Annotated in this window: 15 protein-coding genes; 8 read left to right on the top strand and 7 right to left on the bottom strand. The window is 36.7% G+C overall.

What is annotated here, in order from left to right:
- Positions 1-35 precede the first annotated feature (35 nt).
- The 5 genes from EXIGUO8A_RS05240 to EXIGUO8A_RS05220 all read right to left on the bottom strand — a co-directional run bounded on the left by EXIGUO8A_RS05240 (position 36) and on the right by EXIGUO8A_RS05220 (position 7333).
- A complete protein-coding gene (locus EXIGUO8A_RS05240) occupies positions 36-1013 on the bottom strand; it encodes a LuxE/PaaK family acyltransferase (protein WP_159302229.1) in 978 nt (325 codons plus the stop codon).
- Positions 1014-1087: 74 nt separating this feature from the next.
- A complete protein-coding gene (locus EXIGUO8A_RS05235) occupies positions 1088-1411 on the bottom strand; it encodes a T9SS type A sorting domain-containing protein (protein WP_159302228.1) in 324 nt (107 codons plus the stop codon).
- Positions 1412-1589: 178 nt separating this feature from the next.
- On the bottom strand, positions 1590-1898 hold the full coding sequence (locus EXIGUO8A_RS05230; RefSeq protein ID WP_159302226.1) for a T9SS type A sorting domain-containing protein: 309 nt from the start codon (positions 1896-1898) through the stop codon (positions 1590-1592).
- Between the two features lie 148 nt (positions 1899-2046).
- Complete coding sequence (locus tag EXIGUO8A_RS05225) at positions 2047-4866, bottom strand: TonB-dependent receptor (RefSeq protein ID WP_159302224.1); 2820 nt, start codon at positions 4864-4866, stop codon at positions 2047-2049.
- A 97-nt stretch (positions 4867-4963) separates the two neighbouring features.
- Positions 4964-7333: an autotransporter outer membrane beta-barrel domain-containing protein gene (locus EXIGUO8A_RS05220; protein WP_159302222.1), complete on the bottom strand. Its 2370-nt coding sequence runs from the start codon at positions 7331-7333 to the stop codon at positions 4964-4966.
- Between the two features lie 217 nt (positions 7334-7550).
- On the opposite strand from EXIGUO8A_RS05220, the gene EXIGUO8A_RS05215 reads away from it, so the two are divergent.
- Genes EXIGUO8A_RS05215 through EXIGUO8A_RS05195 form a run of 5 tightly spaced genes read left to right on the top strand, consistent with a single transcriptional unit; the run spans position 7551 to position 11015 of the window.
- Complete coding sequence (locus EXIGUO8A_RS05215) at positions 7551-8237, top strand: response regulator transcription factor (RefSeq protein ID WP_071340491.1); 687 nt, start codon at positions 7551-7553, stop codon at positions 8235-8237.
- Positions 8238-9308, top strand: coding sequence for a sensor histidine kinase (locus EXIGUO8A_RS05210; RefSeq protein WP_159302220.1), 1071 nt, complete (start codon positions 8238-8240; stop codon positions 9306-9308). It begins immediately after the preceding gene.
- Positions 9309-9360: 52 nt separating this feature from the next.
- Complete coding sequence (trmB, locus tag EXIGUO8A_RS05205; protein ID WP_159302218.1) at positions 9361-10029, top strand: tRNA (guanosine(46)-N7)-methyltransferase TrmB; 669 nt, start codon at positions 9361-9363, stop codon at positions 10027-10029.
- A gap of 4 nt (positions 10030-10033) precedes the next feature.
- Complete coding sequence (locus EXIGUO8A_RS05200) at positions 10034-10663, top strand: LysE family transporter (RefSeq protein WP_159302216.1); 630 nt, start codon at positions 10034-10036, stop codon at positions 10661-10663.
- A gap of 7 nt (positions 10664-10670) precedes the next feature.
- Positions 10671-11015, top strand: coding sequence for an MGMT family protein (locus tag EXIGUO8A_RS05195; RefSeq protein ID WP_159302214.1), 345 nt, complete (start codon positions 10671-10673; stop codon positions 11013-11015).
- Positions 11016-11017: 2 nt separating this feature from the next.
- On the opposite strand, the gene EXIGUO8A_RS05190 is transcribed toward EXIGUO8A_RS05195, so the two are convergent.
- On the bottom strand, positions 11018-12364 hold the full coding sequence (locus tag EXIGUO8A_RS05190; RefSeq protein WP_159302213.1) for a sensor histidine kinase: 1347 nt from the start codon (positions 12362-12364) through the stop codon (positions 11018-11020).
- A complete protein-coding gene (locus EXIGUO8A_RS05185; protein WP_159302211.1) occupies positions 12364-13728 on the bottom strand; it encodes a sigma-54-dependent transcriptional regulator in 1365 nt (454 codons plus the stop codon). Before EXIGUO8A_RS05185 ends, EXIGUO8A_RS05190 begins: the two co-directional genes overlap by 1 nt.
- 201 nt (positions 13729-13929) lie before the next feature.
- Here EXIGUO8A_RS05185 and EXIGUO8A_RS05180 point away from each other — a divergent pair, with 201 nt between their 5' ends.
- The 3 genes from EXIGUO8A_RS05180 (at position 13930) to EXIGUO8A_RS05170 (ending at position 17351) form a co-directional block, all read left to right on the top strand.
- Complete coding sequence (locus tag EXIGUO8A_RS05180) at positions 13930-15270, top strand: TolC family protein (RefSeq protein WP_159302209.1); 1341 nt, start codon at positions 13930-13932, stop codon at positions 15268-15270.
- A 72-nt stretch (positions 15271-15342) separates the two neighbouring features.
- The gene (locus tag EXIGUO8A_RS05175) at positions 15343-16593 is read left to right on the top strand and encodes an efflux RND transporter periplasmic adaptor subunit (RefSeq protein ID WP_159302207.1); all 1251 of its coding nucleotides are present in this window, start codon (positions 15343-15345) and stop codon (positions 16591-16593) included.
- A gap of 62 nt (positions 16594-16655) precedes the next feature.
- The gene (locus EXIGUO8A_RS05170) at positions 16656-17351 is read left to right on the top strand and encodes an ABC transporter ATP-binding protein (protein ID WP_058104953.1); all 696 of its coding nucleotides are present in this window, start codon (positions 16656-16658) and stop codon (positions 17349-17351) included.
- The last annotated feature ends 127 nt before the right edge of the window (positions 17352-17478 follow it).

The following is a 17478-nucleotide window of genomic DNA, read 5'->3' as shown; positions in this document are numbered from 1 at the left end:
TTTTACAAAACGTATAATTTATATAAATAGAGTTATTAAAGCACCATGAGGTTGCACCCCCGTATGTCACTGTTATCAAATCTACCGATAATTTCAAAAGTACCGTTATGATTTATTTTGCCAAGATCCTGTGTGGCAATAAAAGAGCAAGAATTAATATTCGCCAGGTCAATGACATTGATACCGCCAGATTTACCATTTTGTAGATAGGTAAGTGGGTCTTCGGTATCGCGTACTAAAATCTTCATCCAGGCTGGGCAATCAAAAACACCATTGCCTTTGGAGTATGCTTGAGAAAGTAACTCGGTCATTCCGTATTCAGAATGTATGTGCTCTACGCCAAAGCCTTTTGAAAGTAACTCATGTAATTCTTGACGCACAATTTCTTTTCGGCGCCCTTTCATACCTCCGGTTTCCATGATTACGGCATTCTTTAAGTTTAACTGATAATTCTCGGTAAATTCAAGCAATGCAAAAGAAACTCCTATAATCAATATTTTGGTATCTGTTTTTTGTAACTCTAACAGTAATCGGTACAGCTCTTCATATTCATTTAGAAAGAAACCACTTTTGGGGTGATTAGATTTTTTGATCAAATCATCTGCCATGTAGATCAAAGAAGACCCTGTACGTTCTAAATAAGAAGGTAAAAGGGCAAGCACGCAATAATCTTCGATGTCACCATAGAAATGGCTAAAAGCCTTTAGATAACTTTTCTCGTATAAACTTAAATCGGTAACATGGTGTTTGCTCGTTTCGCTACCCGTGGTTCCGCTACTTGTAAAGGTAATTTCAGTAGCATCGGTACTGCTGAGAACATTTTTAGATTTAAAAAACTCAATGGGTAAAAAAGGTATCTGTTCTAAGGTATGAACAGTGTTTGGGTTTACATTTAAAAAAGAGCAGAAAGCTTTGTATGCTGTATTGTTCGCATATTGAAACTTAAAAATACGCAGTGCTTGGATTAAAAAATCATCTGCTGTGCGTATATCAAAAATAGCATTATTGTTCATGGTTCTGACCGATTATGACAAAGGTACTGAACCAAATTATTTTAATGGATTTGAGTTGAAATTATGTCGGCAAATTATTTGACTACAAGTTTACGTGTAATCGATTTATCATTTTCCGTTACCTGCACTACATAAACACCTGGAGATAGGCTTGAGATATTCATGGCTTTGGCAGATAATTTTTCTCTCAAAACTAATTCGCCGAATACATCGTATATCCTTACATCTTTTAAAGAATTCTGTTGTGTAGTTACGTAAACAACATCTGCAATTGCTGGGTTTGGGTATAATTTAAAACCAGTAATTTCATCATTATGTAGGTTGTTGATATCTATGGTGTCTTGGGCATACAAACCAACGGAGACTGCCATAAATAGCATAAAGTAGATTTTCTTCATTTTTTATTGATTTGGGATCAACACTGTAAAGGTAGATAGAAGTGTAACTAGAACACTGAAAATGTTGTGAAAGCTAAATTTATGTAGGTCAATGAAATAGCCTTTGCATTTCGTCGTAAATATGTGCAGTTAACCGAAAGAGGTTTCTTTGAAAACTTGTGGGTAGTAGGGGCTAAGTTTATTTAACGATCAACTTACGTGTGCACATTTTGTCTTTTTCAAGAACGCGTAACACATAAACGCCGGCATCTAAATCAGATAAATTTAATTCTTTACCTAAAATGGTTGTCTTTAGTAATAATGTGCCAAAAACATCGTAAATGAATATTTCTTTTGGTGCATTTATGTTTGTGGAAATATAAACTTTACCTGTTGTAACCGGATTTGGGTACATACTAAAACCACCAATATCACCATTGCTTTGGGTGCTTTGCCCATAGCAGAAGGAAGTGAAAATAAAAAAGATGATTAGGTAAAGGTGCTTCATACGCTACTACAATACAAATGGTATACCACAAATATATAAATATTGATGACTGAATGTCAATGTGGTAGACCCTTTCTTCTAAATTTTTCGATGAAATGCAAAAAAGCCCGCAATTTGCGGGCTTTTTCTAAATGAATGCATTTTCTTTTTAGAAAGAAAGGCTATATCCTAAAGAGAATGATAATCCTGGATCTCTAAAAGAAGAACGGTTTGTGATTCCACCGAAAGACTCATATAAACTTTCTCGTTCATCGCCAAGTAAGTTATTCGCCTTAAAGCTAACTTTAGAACGTTGCTCTTCTCCAAATTCTTTAGAGATATTAAAGTTTAAGCTATTAAATGGCTGAATGAAAACATCGGCATTTTGACCGAAACCGATAATTTCCAAGGTTTTACCTTGAACATTATAAAAGAGACCGGTTTCAAATCCGTTCTCTCTATTATTATAGTTTAGGCCAACGTTTATCAAGTAAGGAGACTGACCTTGTAATTGTCTGGTGTCATCAATAGTTTCACCATCTCTAGCGAAAATTAATCTAGTTTCATATTCTTGATCTTCCCCTTTGGCCATTTCAATTTTAGAGTCTATAACAGATATGTTTAAGTTAAGACTTAAATCACTTAGGCTTTCGGAAATAAAATTAAAGTTTTTACGTGCTTCAAGTTCAACTCCAAATACATCTGCAGACGGTGCATTACGAGGTGTAATTTGATTAGGAGCAACATTACTATAGGCAACAATTTCGATTGGGTCTTCGAATTTTTTGTAAAAACTACTAAAAGCTACCATTTGGGCTCTATCTCCAAAAACTTCGAATCTAAAATCAAAATTATCAATATAGGTAGGGGTTAAATCTGGATTACCGATAAATAATCTACCCGTTAATAAATCTGTGATTTGAACAACAGAAAGCTCTTTAAAACTTGGTCTTGCCGTAGTTTTTGAATAAGAAAATCTAAAGTTTACATTTTCTTTTAAACCGTAAATTAAATTAGCGGATGGAAAGAAATCTAGTTCATCTATGGTCTTTTCATCATCATATACTTCTGTACCTGTATTATTTTGACCTGTAAAGTGAGTTATAAACTGCTCTGCTCTTACACCTAATATTGCTCTGAATTTTTCAGAAAATTTAAATTCGTTAGATAGGTATGCTGCGGTAGTTTGTTGATCGGAATCATAGCTGTTAGCAGGCTGAAAATTACCTCTAATATAAGATCCAGAACCACCTTCTACTGTCCATATATTTTCATCTGCTAATATTGCATCTGGATCTCCATTTAGATCTGCAGTAGCAAAATTACGGAAAGCTATATTGTAGTTTTGAATATCATACTCTCTTTGTTTGTAGCTATAAAGACCACCAAACTTAAGCATAGACTTATTACCGAACATTTCATAGCTTTTAGAAAAGTCAACTTTTCCAACAGCATTTACTTCTTTAAGATCTCTCCAAAGGCGTTGTGGAAAACCTGCATCAGAACTAATAGAGAAACCATCTGGATCAATAATGAATGTAGTTAATCTTACATCTTTATCATTAACATTTACCAAGGTTGGCGATAAACTCCACTCGGTTATAAATGAAGCATCATCAGATGTATGTTTTCCAGAAAGTAAAAGGTTAGATACTGCGCGTTCGTAATATTCTAAGTTATCTTTAACTACATCAATATCATTAGAAAGCTGTGTTTCTTGATTGAAAAATGCTGCTTTGGTTTCTCCATTTTGTATGTGCAGTAAATTCAATTTGTATTTTGACCTTCCGGTTTTATAAGACAAGCCTGTTAAAAAGGAAGTCAAAACATTATTAGAGCCTAAATCTCCTTGTTGTATTCTGTCGAATCGTAATTCATTAACATCAGAATCTGGACTTTTTTGGTAGATACCATTTTCAAATCCTTCATAAAAGGTAGTGGTGTTCTTGTGATCTATAGAAGCGATAAAGCCAAGTTTATTATCACCAACATCAAACTGATTTCCATAGCTGAATCCTAAGCTGAAATCTGGTTTCGAATTTTCTCTTTGGGTAGCAAGTGTTTTATCAAAAGAACGTGTAATACCTTCTAAAGTTCCGTTTTCTGCTGAATTGGAAGGATTAGGAATATCAGTTTCTTTAGATATCGGTAAGTCCCTAGTTCCATCGTCAAATCCTAAAAAGTCTGTTCCGCCACCTTCATAGGTAACATAGTTGTCCTTAAAATGCATGTCAGGATTAAAACCAACCGAAGCTGAAATAGACATTTGTTTTTGAGTTGGGAAATCTTTTGTAACGATATTTACAACACCACCGGTAAAATCGGCAGGTAATTCTGCAGCTGCAGATTTAAGAACTATTACATTTTCTAGAATATTAGTAGGGAAAATGTCCATTTGCACCGTATTCTTATCCGGATTTAAACCAGGTATATCCATACCGTTTAAGATAGATTTGGTATAACGATCTCCTAAACCTCTAACAAATACATATTTTCCTTCTTGTACAGATACCCCTGGTACACTTTTAATAGCGGAAGCAATATTACTTGCACCTGTAGTTTTTATCGCTTCAAGTGATAATCCGTCCATTAACGTAACCGAATTTTTCTGAAGATTTAAAACGGATGCTTCTGTGTTCTTGCTTACCGTAGTAGTAACGACTACTTCGTCTAATTGTGAAGATGCCGGCTCTAATGTTACATTGACTTCGACCGTTTTATCGGCTTCAACTACAATATCTGAAATTTGTTTTGTAGTATAACCAAGATAAGAGAATGTTAATGTATAGGTGCCTGGTTCGGCCTCAAGGGTATAAATACCGTCAAAGTCAGATGAGGAACCTATCGTTGTACCTTGTATTAATACATTGGCAAATGGGAGTACATCATTAAATTCGCCATCCATCATTTTCCCTGAAATGGTACCGGTTTGAGCAAAGGACCACTGTGCTAGTACAAGGGATGTTACAAAAAGAAATTTTTTCAACATTTTATTTAAATTTATAAGGCTCAGTTATTTAATAAAATAGTCCAAAGGCTTATTTAAAGCCTTTGGACATATTGTTTTTATTTTATGTTTTTTAGAATTATAAGCCTAATTCTGTTGCAGCCGAAGCCCATGCAAAGGCTGATAAATCAGCACCTACAGTTGCTGTTTCCACTGCAGTAGCGTTGTCTGTAAATTTAGTTTCGTCTCCTGCATTGAAGTCACCGGCAAAAACCTCACCGATTGTTGTCAATCCTTCAGGAAGAACTATTTCCCAGTTTGTGAAAGCGATACGATCTGCAGAAAGTTCAGTTGCAGAATCTTCTCCACTGATGCTTACTGTAGCTTCAGCATTGAATCCAGAAGCGAAAACATTGTTAAGGTTGGCGATAAGACCATCTCTTAAGTCAGCATATTTACTAGAAGTACCTGCACCTATAAGAGTAATGTTCTCCATTGTAAAACCACCTTCAGTAGCTGCACTACCTTCAGGACCGTCAAGCTCAAGACCAGAACCAGATTCAGTTCCCATAACAACAACACCATTGGTAAGTGTACCGCTCCAAGCTTGATCAGTATCAAAACCGTCATCACCTTGAGACCATACGATAGCGTTGGTTACGTTAACAGAACCACCGAACCACTCGATACCATCATCTTGGTTGGCAACAACTTCAATATTTTCTATAACTGTACCAGAACCAACACCACCAAGTGTTAACCCGTTGATTTCATTATCCTGTCCAATAGTGATACCACCGTGACGGATAGAGATGTACTTAAGGCTACCTGAGTTATCTTCAGAATCTGTACCACCGTACTGTCCATAAGACTCATCAGCAGGTAAACCTTCAATCTGAGCAGTTTCAAGATCACCGTTTACAGAGATAGGAGCGTAACCTAATACAATAATACCACCCCAAAGACCAGTATCTGCAACGTCTAAAGTACCTGTGGTTTCACCTTGAGAGATACCATCCAATACAGAAGTAAAGATAATTGGCTCGGTAGCTGTACCTTCAGCTATTAATGTAGCGCCTTGATCAATAACAAGAGCAGAAGCAAGAGTTTCTAAACCTTCTTCACCTTTAATGATAGTACCTGCCTCGATAGTAAGGGTTACACCTTCGTTTACGATAACTCTACCATCTAATATGTATATGTTTTCAGCTGTCCAAGTTTCGTCTGAGTTGATTATACCTGTTTTAGTGATCGTCACGCCTTCTGGTGAAACAGCAATAGCACCTTCGCTAGCAGCAAATGTCCAAGAAAAAGCATCAACATCAGCACCAACAGTTCCTGACCCTACTGCAGTAGCGTTGTCTGTAAATTTAGTTTCGTCTCCTTCATTGAAATCACCTGCGAAGATATCACCGATAACCAATCCTTCAGGAAGTACAAACTCCCAGTTAGAGAAAGCGATACGATCTGCAGAAAGTTCAGTTGCAGAATCTTCACCACTAATACTTACTGTAGCTTCTTCATTGAATCCGTAAGCGAAAACATTGTTAAGGTTGGCGATAAGACCATCTCTTAAGTCAGCATATTTACTAGAAGTGTTTGCACCTATAAGAGTAATGTTCTCCATTGTGAAACCACCTTCAGTAGCTGCACTACCTTCAGGACCGTCAAGCTCAAGACCAGAACCAGACTCGCTACCCATAACAACTAAACCGTTAGTAAGTGTACCGCTCCAAGCTTGATCAGTATCAAAACCGTCATCACCTTGAGACCAAACGATAGCGTTTGAAACGTTAACAGTACCACCAAACCACTCGATACCATCATCTTGGTTGGCAACAACTTCAATATTTTCTATAACCGTACCAGACCCAACACCACCAAGTGTTAACCCGTTGATTTCATTATCCTGTCCAATAGTGATACCACCGTGACGAATAGAGATGTACTTAAGGCTACCTGAATTATCCGCTGGATCTGTACCACCGTACTGTCCGTAAGACTCATCAGCAGGTAAACCTTCAATCTGAGCAGTTTCAAGATCACCGTTTACAGAGATAGGAGCATTACCTAATACGATAATACCACCCCAAAGACCTGTATCTGAAACGTCTAAAGTACCTGTAGTCTCACCTTGAGCGATATCGTCTAATACAGAAGTAAAGATAATTGGCTCGCTAGCAGTACCTTCAGCTATTAATGTAGCTCCTTGATCTACAACAAGAGCAGAAGCAAGAGTTTCCAATCCTTCTTCACCTTTAATGATAGTACCAGCCTCGATAGTAAGGGTTACGCCTTCATCAACAATAACTCTACCATCTAATATGTATATGTTTTCTGATTCCCATGTTTGATCTTCAGTTAAAACACCGGTTAAAGTAATTACTTCACCTGTTGGCTCTTCAACTATTGGATCGTCATCGGTAGTAGTTGGAGTGTCATCGTCGCTGCTACATGAGGTAAGAGCAAATGACGTAATTGTCAATAGAGAGAAAATTAATTTTTTCATTTTGTCTTTTTGTTTTATTAGTGTTGTAAGCATATTGAATATGCTGTTTATTAAACACGGCAAAGAAAGAGATGGGGTGTAATGTTCGGGTTAGATCAATGTTAAACATTTATTTTGTTAATGTTATCTAAACGTTACTACATTAAATCAATGTTAACTGAGGTATCAGTAATAGTATTATCTTTACTTTTGAGCGAATCAATCCATTTTAAAAACCATGAAAAAGAAGGATATTAGGATACTTTTAGTTGACGATGAACCAGACATCCTAGAGATTATAGGTTATAATCTATCCGCAGAAGGATACGACGTTTATACTGCTAAGAACGGTACAGACGGTGTTGCGAAGGCTAAGAAAAAACTTCCACACCTTATTATGTTAGATGTAATGATGCCAGAGATGGACGGTATAGAGGCCTGTGAAATTTTAAGAAGAACACCGGGTATGGAAAGTACCATAATCACCTTTTTGACCGCTAGAGGTGAAGATTATTCACAAGTAGCCGGTTTTGATGCCGGGGCAGATGATTACATTACCAAGCCTATTAAGCCCAAAGTTTTGGTAAGTAAGGTAAACGCACTTCTTCGAAGAATTAAAAATGAGGAAAACGCTCAAGAAGATATTACCAAGGTGGGCGATATTGTCATTAATAGGGAAGAATACAAGATCATTAAAAAAGGTAAAGAGATAATTTTACCTAGAAAAGAATTTGAATTGTTGGCCTTGTTAACTTCTAAACCAAGTAAAGTGTTTAAAAGAGAAGTTATTTTAGACAAAGTTTGGGGTAACGAAGTGGTTGTTGGTGGTAGAACTATCGACGTACATATTAGAAAACTTCGTGAGAAAATAGGTGAAGACCATTTTAAAACCGTAAAGGGAGTAGGATATAAGTTTGTACTCTAAATGGCTGCGCCCCTACGTTCTAAAAAATCATACCGCTTTGCATTTCGTTCTTCGCTATATATTGTAATAATTGGAATAGCCGCGCTTGCCGCATTACAATGGAAATTTAGTACCATAAATTGGGTTATTTTACTTTCTGCGGCATTGTTTTTCTTTATTATTTCATTTATTACCCTACAGTTAAGAATAGAGAAATTTATTTATAGACGAATTAAAAAAATCTATGACGATGTAGAGTTGTTAGAGTCAAGTACTATACCCTCGTATCCTGTAACTACGGATATGAGAACCTTAACGCAAGAAATTGAGAAGTTTGCGAAGGATAAGAAAATTGAAATCGATACCCTTAAAATTCGCGAAGAATATCGAAAAGACTTTCTGGGCAATGTATCTCATGAACTTAAAACACCATTGTTTACCGTACAAGGTTACATTGAAACCTTGTTGGATGGTGCGATCGATGATAAGAATGTACGTAAGAAGTATTTGATAAGGGCGAATAAAGCAGTAGATCGATTGATTTATATCGTAAAAGATTTGGACCTGATTACAAAGTTGGAAGTCGGGGATCTTAATTTGGATAAGCGCTCTTTTGATATTATAGATTTAATACAAAGCGTATTTGACCTTTTAGAAATGAAGGCGGCCAAGAAAAACATTACGCTGACATTTGATATGGAGTATGTTGATCCAATTTTTGTTTTTGCAGACAAGGAAAAAATTCAACAGGTACTTACAAACCTTTTGGTCAATTCCATTAAATACGGTAACAATAATGGTACAACCGAAGTAAGTGTGGAGAATTTGGTTAAAAACAAGGTCATTGTAAGGGTCACCGATAATGGAGAGGGTATACCGGCAGTACATATTCCTAGACTTTTTGAGCGATTTTATCGCGTAGATCAAAGTGGTAGCCGTCGCGAAGGTGGCTCTGGTTTGGGGCTTGCCATAGTAAAACATGTTATAGAGGCACACGGCGAAAAAATTTATGTGGAAAGTGCCGTTGAGGTAGGATCTGAGTTTTCTTTTACCTTAGAGAAAAGTATCGTTCAAATAGAGGAAGTACTATAATCGCTAACCCTTGCTTTTTTCTTAGATTTGTCGCAGTTTATATGTAAAGATTGTGGGAAGTAAGAATAAGTTAAAACGATTTCAAGAAAACGAGACCTTTTCAAATGTAATTCAACCAACCAGAGATGAGGTGGTAAATGGTTTTCCGTTAAAAGGAAAATGGAATACCCATTTCAAAAATGACAATCCTATTGTATTGGAATTGGGCTGTGGTAAGGGAGAGTATACCGTTGGCCTGGCAAAGAAATTTCCAAATAAGAATTTTATTGGTATCGATATTAAGGGCGCTCGTTTTTGGAAAGGAGCCAAAGAAGCTATTGAAGGTAATCTACCCAATGTTTGTTTTATACGTACACAAATAGAATTGATCGATCATATATTTGGTGAGGCCGAAGTTTCTGAAATCTGGATTACCTTCCCAGATCCACAAATTAAATATAAACGCACAAAGCACCGCATGACCAATTCGGTATTTTTAGAACGTTACAGACAGGTGTTAAAAGCAGATGGAACCGTTAATTTAAAAACCGATAGTGAGTTTATGCACGGTTATACACTAGGTCTGCTGCATGGTCTTGGTCTAGAGGTACTTTACGCCAACCATGATGTGTATAAAAATGAGGGTAGCCCTAAAGAAGTCTTGGAAATACAGACTTTCTATGAAAATCAGTATCTTGAAAAGGGAAAGCCAATAACCTTTGTTAGGTTCAGGGTAAACTAAACCAATGCAACAACTACCAACCTTATTTGTTTTTACTTTTGGTGCAGCCTTTTTTGCATCGTTACCACCGGGTCTACTTAATTTGAACGCTGCTAAAACCAGTGTCGAAAAAGGGAAGGCCAATGGTATTATTTTTGGGCTAGGGGTAGCATTGGCCGTAATGGTTCAAACCTATATTGCCGTTCGCATAGCTAAACTAATATCAAGAAACCAGCATGTTATAGTAGTTCTGCTTCAGTTGGCATTAGTGATTTTTTTAATTTTGGCGATTGTATTTTTGATAAAAGGGAAGAAGCAAAAAAGTAAACCTTTAATGCTCGTGGAGACCAAAAAACGCAATAGCTTTTCCAAAGGGGTATTCTTGGCGATGATCAATTTGTTGGCCATACCGTATTATAGCGGTCTTAATACCGTATTCCATTCCCAGGGTATAATGACCTATGAAATTATAGATGAAGTATTGTTTATACTTGCTACGGGTAGTGGTACTTTTTTAGCCATGTATCTGTATGTCATTTATTTTAATAGATGGGAACATAGAACAGCATCGTTCTCTAAAAACAGTAATTATATATTAAGCGGTCTAATGGTCCTGTTGTTTATATTTACTGCATTTAGATTATTCAAAAATTAGCATAGATATGAAACCTGAAAATGAGAATTTCTTTGAAAGGGTCTATCAGGTGGCTAGGTTAATTCCTGAAGGTAGGGTAACCTCATATGGTGCCATCGCTAAATATTTAGGTGCCGCACGTAGTGCCAGAATGGTAGGTTGGGCAATGAACGCATCGCATACTATGGAAGATATTCCCGCGCATAGAGTGGTAAACAAAGCAGGCATATTAACCGGTAAGCATCATTTCGACGGTACCAACCTTATGCAACAGTTGTTAGAGGCAGAAGGTGTTCAAATAAAAGATTTACAGATCGTTAATTTAGACAAACATTTCTGGGACCCGTTTACAGAGCTTAAAGCAGAATTATAGTATTATTGAAAGGTTAGTGTAAACGTTGTTGTTTCATTAGAAGTTACACGAATAGATCCCCCGTGCAAACGCATAATCTGTTTACTTAAACTAAGTCCGATTCCGGTACCAGTACTTTTGGTCGTAAAAAAGGGAACAAATACTTCATCTAACATTTCTGGAGAAATACCGGGGCCATTATCCGTAACCGTAATGTATTTTTTACCTTGAGGCGATATGCCGGCTATGATTACTATTTTGCCATCCTCTTGTCCTTCTAACGCTTGTTGTGCATTTTTTCCTAAATTAAGGAGTATTTGGGTCAGCTGTTTTTCATCAATATACAGCTCTAGATTGTCAGGTTCTATGGTTATTTCAAGAATTATATCATGTGCATTGGTATACTCTTGTAGCAAAAGGCGAACTTTCTCTAAAATTTTAGAGGCAGGTATTAATTCTCTATCAGGTTCGGGTACACTTAAAAATGTGCGGTAAGACTGTACAAAACTCATTAGGTCATTACCTTGTTCCTTTATCACTTCAAGACCTTTGGCAGAATTTTTTATTTGTAGTTCACCAAATTCATCGGGCGTAGAAAGTTCGTTTCCTTTTTTGAAATATTTTAAAATAGATTCAGAGATAGAGGTAATTGGGGTAATGGTATTCATGATTTCATGGGTAAGTACCCTGATCAATTTTACCCACGAATCCGTTTCCTTATCATCTAGTTCTTTTTGAATGTCATGTACAATGACCAATAACAGTTGTTTTCCTTCAATGGAAATGGGCGTACATTTTAGGGTCAATTCTTTTTTTCCTCGTTCATTGCCTAAAGAGTGTATGGTACTCTCAAAAGGTTGCAATGCTTCAAACAGTTCATAGAGTTCTGGGTCTATTTGCTTTAACTGTTTTACATGGTTCAGAGGTCTATAATTAAGAAGGTCTTGTACTGTAGGGTTGGCGTATAGAATATGCCCTTTATCGTTTACCGTGAAAATACCAATATCTGCCTGTCGTAAAATTTCTTGATAATATTGTTCTTGTGCCTGCTTTTTTAGGTGAATATCTTGAATCATATTGTTCAGCATATTCAGGCTATGGTTTAATTCTTCTATAGATTTTACACTTAATTTTTCAGGAAAACGCAGGGTAAAATCTTCATTTTTTATGGCATCAAAAAAATAGGCTATTTTTCTGTTGGTCTGGTTTACGTAATGTATAAGTGCGTATGTCTGTCCTATAAAAACGATACTTAAAATACCGCCAAGGAGATAATGTTCTTTGGCAAATAAAAATGCGGTTAACAACGCGCAAACGGCAATTAGAATAATCCTGAAAACCAGTTGGTAGTATATACTTTTGCTGACCATTATTTACCCGATTTTTTAAGTTTGTTATATAGGGTTTGTCTTGAAATACCTAATTGGTCTGCTGCAGCACTGTAATTACCATCATTATCGTTCAGTGCTTTGGTAATCATTAATAATTCCATTTCTTCAAGGGTTTTTGGTCCGGTTTCCATGGTAACGGTTGGTTTTGCGTCCAGTAGAAAATCGGTTGGTTTCAGCACATTTCCTTCCGATAAAATTACGGCACGCTCCATAGTATGTAAAAGCTCCCGTACGTTTCCTGGCCAGGGGTAGCCCATTAGTTTTTCTTGTGCCGTTTGGTTTATTTTTAAACTTGGTTTACCATATTTATGGGCATATTTTTTAAGGAAATAGTCTGCCAATACCAATACATCACCATCTCTGTCCCTAAGTGCTGGTACTTGTACTTGTATGGTATTTATTCTGTATAATAGATCCTCACGAAACAAGCCATCTGCCACCATTTGCTCTAGATTACAGTTGGTAGCACATACCAATCTAATATCTACGGGAATAGGTTTGTTAGATCCCACGCGAACGACTACCCTGTTCTGAATTACAGATAATAGTTTGGCTTGCATCTGTAGCGAGAGGTTTCCTATTTCATCTAAAAAAAGCGTTCCGCCATTAGCGGCTTCAAACTTACCGGCGCGATCGTCCTTCGCATCCGTAAAAGAACCTTTTACATGCCCGAAGAGTTCACTTTCAAATAAATTCTCTGAAATGGACCCCATATCCACAGAAATAAAAACCTCGTTATTTCTTGCAGATGATTTATGGAGTTCTCTGGCAATAAGTTCTTTACCCGTTCCATTTTCACCGGTAACCAAAATATTGACATCGGTTTTGGCAACTTTCTGTACAAGGCTCAATACACTATTAAGTGCTTTTGAATTGCCAATGATGTAATTGGTATTTTGGTTAATAACCTGCTTAAGGTTACTTTCTTTCTGCTTTAAGTGTTGCACTTCTTTTTGCGACTTTCTAAGTTCGTAGGCAGATTTTACCGTAGTTAAAAGTCGCTCATTGTTCCATGGTTTCAGTACAAAATCGGTTGCTCCCTCTTTAATGGCTTCAACAGCAAGCTCCACGGCACCATAGGCGGTCATCATAATAACCGATATATGAGGCGCCTTCTTTTTTATTTCCCTAAGCCAATACAATCCTTCATTTCCTGTATTTACTCCCGCAGAAAAATTCATGTCCAATAATATGATGTCTATTTCCTTAAGGTTGGGAAATGATGAAAGTAAATTAGGGTTAGATATGGTTTGCACACTTTTATACTCAAACTGTAGTAATATCTCAAGAGCACTAAGTACACTTTTGGTATCATCTATTACAAGGATATTCGCGTCGATCATGGGTATATGCTATTAACTCATTTAAATCTACATATAGAAGTTTGTATTTTCATACAAGTGTAAAAATATTTGACAATATCTGTACAACATTTTTACACTGGTAAATTATGGTTGATTTTTATTTAGTTGTAATAAACTGTAAATCAATTATTTAAAATTATGGCACGCATATAGTATAGAGAATGGCATACCAATTAAGAAATGAACAAAAAAATTATAATAACGACACTTTTACTTTGCTCCATTTGGGCATCTGTTTTTGCACAAGAGCGTTGGACGTTAGATGAATGCGTTGCCTATGCGTTGGAACACAATTTACAGCTGAACGATTTTAAATACACCAACCAATCTAATAAGGAAACCTACAGACAATCGGTTCGTAATTTGTTGCCTTCGGTAAATGCATCATCTAGCTATCTTGTGAATTATGGTAGAGCGGAAGATCCAAATACGGGTACATTTGTGAATCAAGATTTCTATTCCAATAATTATTCTTTAGAATCTTCTATCGATTTATTTCAGGGATTTCAGAAAATCAATGCTATTAAGGCTTCAAAATTATTGTTCAAGGCAACGGAAGAAGAAGTGCTTCAGCAAAAATACTTATTGGCATTTAGGGTCATGCAGGCTTTTTATGATATACAGTTTTTTGAGGGCTTGGTAGAAATTTCAAAAGAACAACTAACGGTATCACAAACAAATTACAACTTGGTAGAAAAGCAAGTGGAATTAGGTTTAAAAGCAGGTGCCGATCTTTATGAAGCAGAGTCTTTATTGTTGACCGATAAATTGAACGTAACACAAAGTGCCAACCAATTGGCATCGGCAAAACTGACCTTGATCCAACAAATGAATTTAGAAAATACTTCTGAAATTGAAATAGCGAAAGAATTGCCGGAAGTTGGCGTTGCGGAAATGGAAATGAAATCTGATTCAGTATACACCGAAGCCCGAGAATTTTTACCATTGATAAAAGCACAGGAGTTTAGAGCTAAAGCGGCAAAAAAGCAGGTAGCGGTTTCTAGAGGTAGACTGTACCCGTCGCTTTCATTTTTTGCTGGTATTGGTACCGGTTATTTCGAGACCACAAGAGATACCTTGGGCAAAACCTTACCTTTTAGACAACAGTTTAGAGATAATACTTCGCAGTATATTGGGGTAAATTTAAGCGTGCCAATTAGTAACGGTTGGTCGGCAAGATCGCAGGTGAAGCAGTCTAAAATAGAAAAGTTACGTGCCGAGAATAATTTAAAAACACAAGAACAAGAATTGTTTCAAACTATTCAGCAATTAGTACAAGATTATAATTCTTTACTGGTTGAGTTGGTACAGAGCAATCAAAAAATGGAGGCGCAAAATTTAGCCTTCACCATAGCGCAAAAAAGATATGAAAAAGGCTTGATAAATGCCTTGGAACTGTTTACCGCCAAAAATTTATACGCCAGTGCACAAAACGAAAATTTACAAGTGAAATTGCGATCGGAAATCAATAAAAGCACATTGGATTTTTACAGGGGATTACCAGTATTCAATATAGATTAGTATTAAGTAAATAGTATTAAGTAAATAGTATTAAGAGGGAGATTTAATACGAACAACGAACAAACGATTACCATGGATATAAAACTAGAAAAGAAAAAAGGATTAAAACCAAAACACTACGGCTATATTGCCTTAGGCGTATTGCTATTATTTGTTGGCTACCAACTGTTATTTGCCAGTTCGGTATCGACCTTTAGAACAGAAAAAGATAAACTGTCAATTGCCGCGGTTTCTGATGGTAAGTTTGATGATTACATTACTATAAATGGTAATGTAGCGCCAATAGCCACTATTTATATGGATGCCTATGAAGGCGGGCGCGTAAGTGAGAAACTGATTGAAGAAGGTGCCATGGTGAAGAAAGGCGATATCATCTTGAAGCTTGAAAACATGAATTTGTACGAGCAGATTTTGGCAAGCGAAAGTAATTTGGCATTAAAGCAAAATGATTTGCGTTCCACAAAATTGAATTTCGATTCTAGACAGGTAGAAGGAAGAAAATCTTTGGCAACGGCAAGTACAGATTTGCAACGCTTAAAAAGAAATTATGAACAGAACAAAGCATTGTTCGAAGAGGAATTGATTTCAAGAGAAGCTTTTCAGTTATCCAAAGAAAATTATGAGCTGTCTCAAAAACAGTATGAGATCGTAAAATTGCAAACCGAGCAAGATGATGAATTACGTGAAACATCATTAAGAGGCTTGGATACCGATTTGGCGCGTATGCAGAAAACTTTAGGTATGGTGTACCAAAGGTTAGATCACTTAAATGTACGAGCTCCAGCTGACGGTCAATTGGGATTTTTAGATGCAGAAATCGGTCAGAGCATTTCACAAGGGCAACGAATAGGTCAAATCAACGTGTTGACAGATTATAAAATTGAAGCGGATATTGACGAACATTATATTGATCGTGTAAAGAGAGATTTAGTGGCGGTTTTAGAGCGTAACGGTACCGAATTTCCATTACGATTGCGAAAAGTATATCCAGAGGTAAGAAACGGAAGATTTAAGGTTGATTTGGTTTTTACCGATAACAAACCAGAGACCATTCGTTCGGGTCAGAGCTATAATATTAAATTACAATTAGGCGAATCTAACGATGCATTATTATTGCCAAAAGGAAGCTTTTTTCAAAGTACGGGCGGACAATGGATTTTTGTTGTAAACCCTGATGGTGGAGAAGCCATCAAAAGAAATATTAGAATAGGGAAACAGAATTCTAGATACTATGAAGTATTGGAAGGCTTGGAACCCGGAGAAAAAGTAATCACCAGTAACTATGATAATTTCGGGGAAGCTGAGAGAATAGTTTTGAAATAGAGAACCAACTGTCACATCAGAGTAATCTGAGCGTCATTATAACAAACAAAAAACGCAGGAATATGATAACCATTACAAACCTAAAAAAGAGTTTTAGAACAGAAGAAGTAGAAACCTTGGCATTGAACAGTGTCAACCTAAAAGTAGAAGATGGCGAATTTGTTGCCATTATGGGGCCGTCCGGTTGCGGTAAGTCTACCTTGTTGAACATTATTGGAATGCTGGACAACCCTACGGAAGGCAGTTACAATTTTGCGGGCAATGAAGTAGGCGGACTAAAAGAGAGCGAACGTACGCAACTGCGTAAGGGAAATTTAGGTTTTGTATTCCAAAGCTTTAACCTTATAGATGAGTTAACCGTTTTTGAGAATGTGGAACTACCCTTGATCTATTTGAAAATGGGTAAAGCAGAACGTAAGGAGAAAGTAATGAAAGTATTGGAGCGTATGAAAATAGCACATAGAGAAAAGCATTTTCCGCAGCAATTATCTGGTGGTCAACAGCAGCGTGTGGCAATATCAAGAGCGGTAGTAACCAACCCAAAATTGATTCTTGCAGATGAGCCAACAGGTAATCTAGATTCCAAGAACGGTATTGAAGTAATGAATTTGTTAACGGAACTAAACCAAGAGGGAACCACCATAGTTATGGTAACGCATTCAGATAGAGATTCGCACTACGCGCACAGAGTAGTCAATCTATTCGACGGTCAAATAGTAACCGAAAGTCAGAACAGGGCAATCGGTGCTATGATGTAGAGAGTTTATTCATCAATCAATCATTTTGTTGGTACTGTTCACTGATCAGAACCGAAGTGAAAAAACAAGCGCCAGCAAACCAAGCCAACCAAACTTATCCCCTCATCACGGATAATTCATTTGTAAT

Origin of the sequence: Maribacter litoralis, from assembly GCF_902506355.1 — a bacterium.
Classification (GTDB): domain Bacteria; phylum Bacteroidota; class Bacteroidia; order Flavobacteriales; family Flavobacteriaceae; genus Maribacter; species Maribacter litoralis.
Note: the sequence above shows the minus strand (reverse complement) of the source record. Positions and strands in the feature narration are given on the sequence as shown.

Excerpts from the sequence above, each read along its gene's own strand:
- EXIGUO8A_RS05220 (WP_159302222.1), bottom strand. The coding sequence starts at position 7,333 with ATGAAAAAATTAATTTTCTCTCTATTGACAATTACGTCATTTGCTCTT.
- EXIGUO8A_RS05225 (WP_159302224.1), bottom strand. The coding sequence starts at position 4,866 with ATGTTGAAAAAATTTCTTTTTGTAACATCCCTTGTACTAGCACAGTGG.
- EXIGUO8A_RS05240 (WP_159302229.1), bottom strand. The coding sequence starts at position 1,013 with ATGAACAATAATGCTATTTTTGATATACGCACAGCAGATGATTTTTTA.
- EXIGUO8A_RS05210 (WP_159302220.1), top strand. The coding sequence starts at position 8,238 with ATGGCTGCGCCCCTACGTTCTAAAAAATCATACCGCTTTGCATTTCGT.
- EXIGUO8A_RS05180 (WP_159302209.1), top strand. The coding sequence starts at position 13,930 with ATGAACAAAAAAATTATAATAACGACACTTTTACTTTGCTCCATTTGG.
- EXIGUO8A_RS05235 (WP_159302228.1), bottom strand. The coding sequence starts at position 1,411 with ATGAAGAAAATCTACTTTATGCTATTTATGGCAGTCTCCGTTGGTTTG.
- EXIGUO8A_RS05215 (WP_071340491.1), top strand. The coding sequence starts at position 7,551 with ATGAAAAAGAAGGATATTAGGATACTTTTAGTTGACGATGAACCAGAC.
- EXIGUO8A_RS05170 (WP_058104953.1), top strand. The coding sequence starts at position 16,656 with ATGATAACCATTACAAACCTAAAAAAGAGTTTTAGAACAGAAGAAGTA.
- EXIGUO8A_RS05200 (WP_159302216.1), top strand. The coding sequence starts at position 10,034 with ATGCAACAACTACCAACCTTATTTGTTTTTACTTTTGGTGCAGCCTTT.
- EXIGUO8A_RS05175 (WP_159302207.1), top strand. The coding sequence starts at position 15,343 with ATGGATATAAAACTAGAAAAGAAAAAAGGATTAAAACCAAAACACTAC.
- EXIGUO8A_RS05195 (WP_159302214.1), top strand. The coding sequence starts at position 10,671 with ATGAAACCTGAAAATGAGAATTTCTTTGAAAGGGTCTATCAGGTGGCT.
- EXIGUO8A_RS05185 (WP_159302211.1), bottom strand. The coding sequence starts at position 13,728 with ATGATCGACGCGAATATCCTTGTAATAGATGATACCAAAAGTGTACTT.
- EXIGUO8A_RS05230 (WP_159302226.1), bottom strand. The coding sequence starts at position 1,898 with ATGAAGCACCTTTACCTAATCATCTTTTTTATTTTCACTTCCTTCTGC.
- EXIGUO8A_RS05190 (WP_159302213.1), bottom strand. The coding sequence starts at position 12,364 with ATGGTCAGCAAAAGTATATACTACCAACTGGTTTTCAGGATTATTCTA.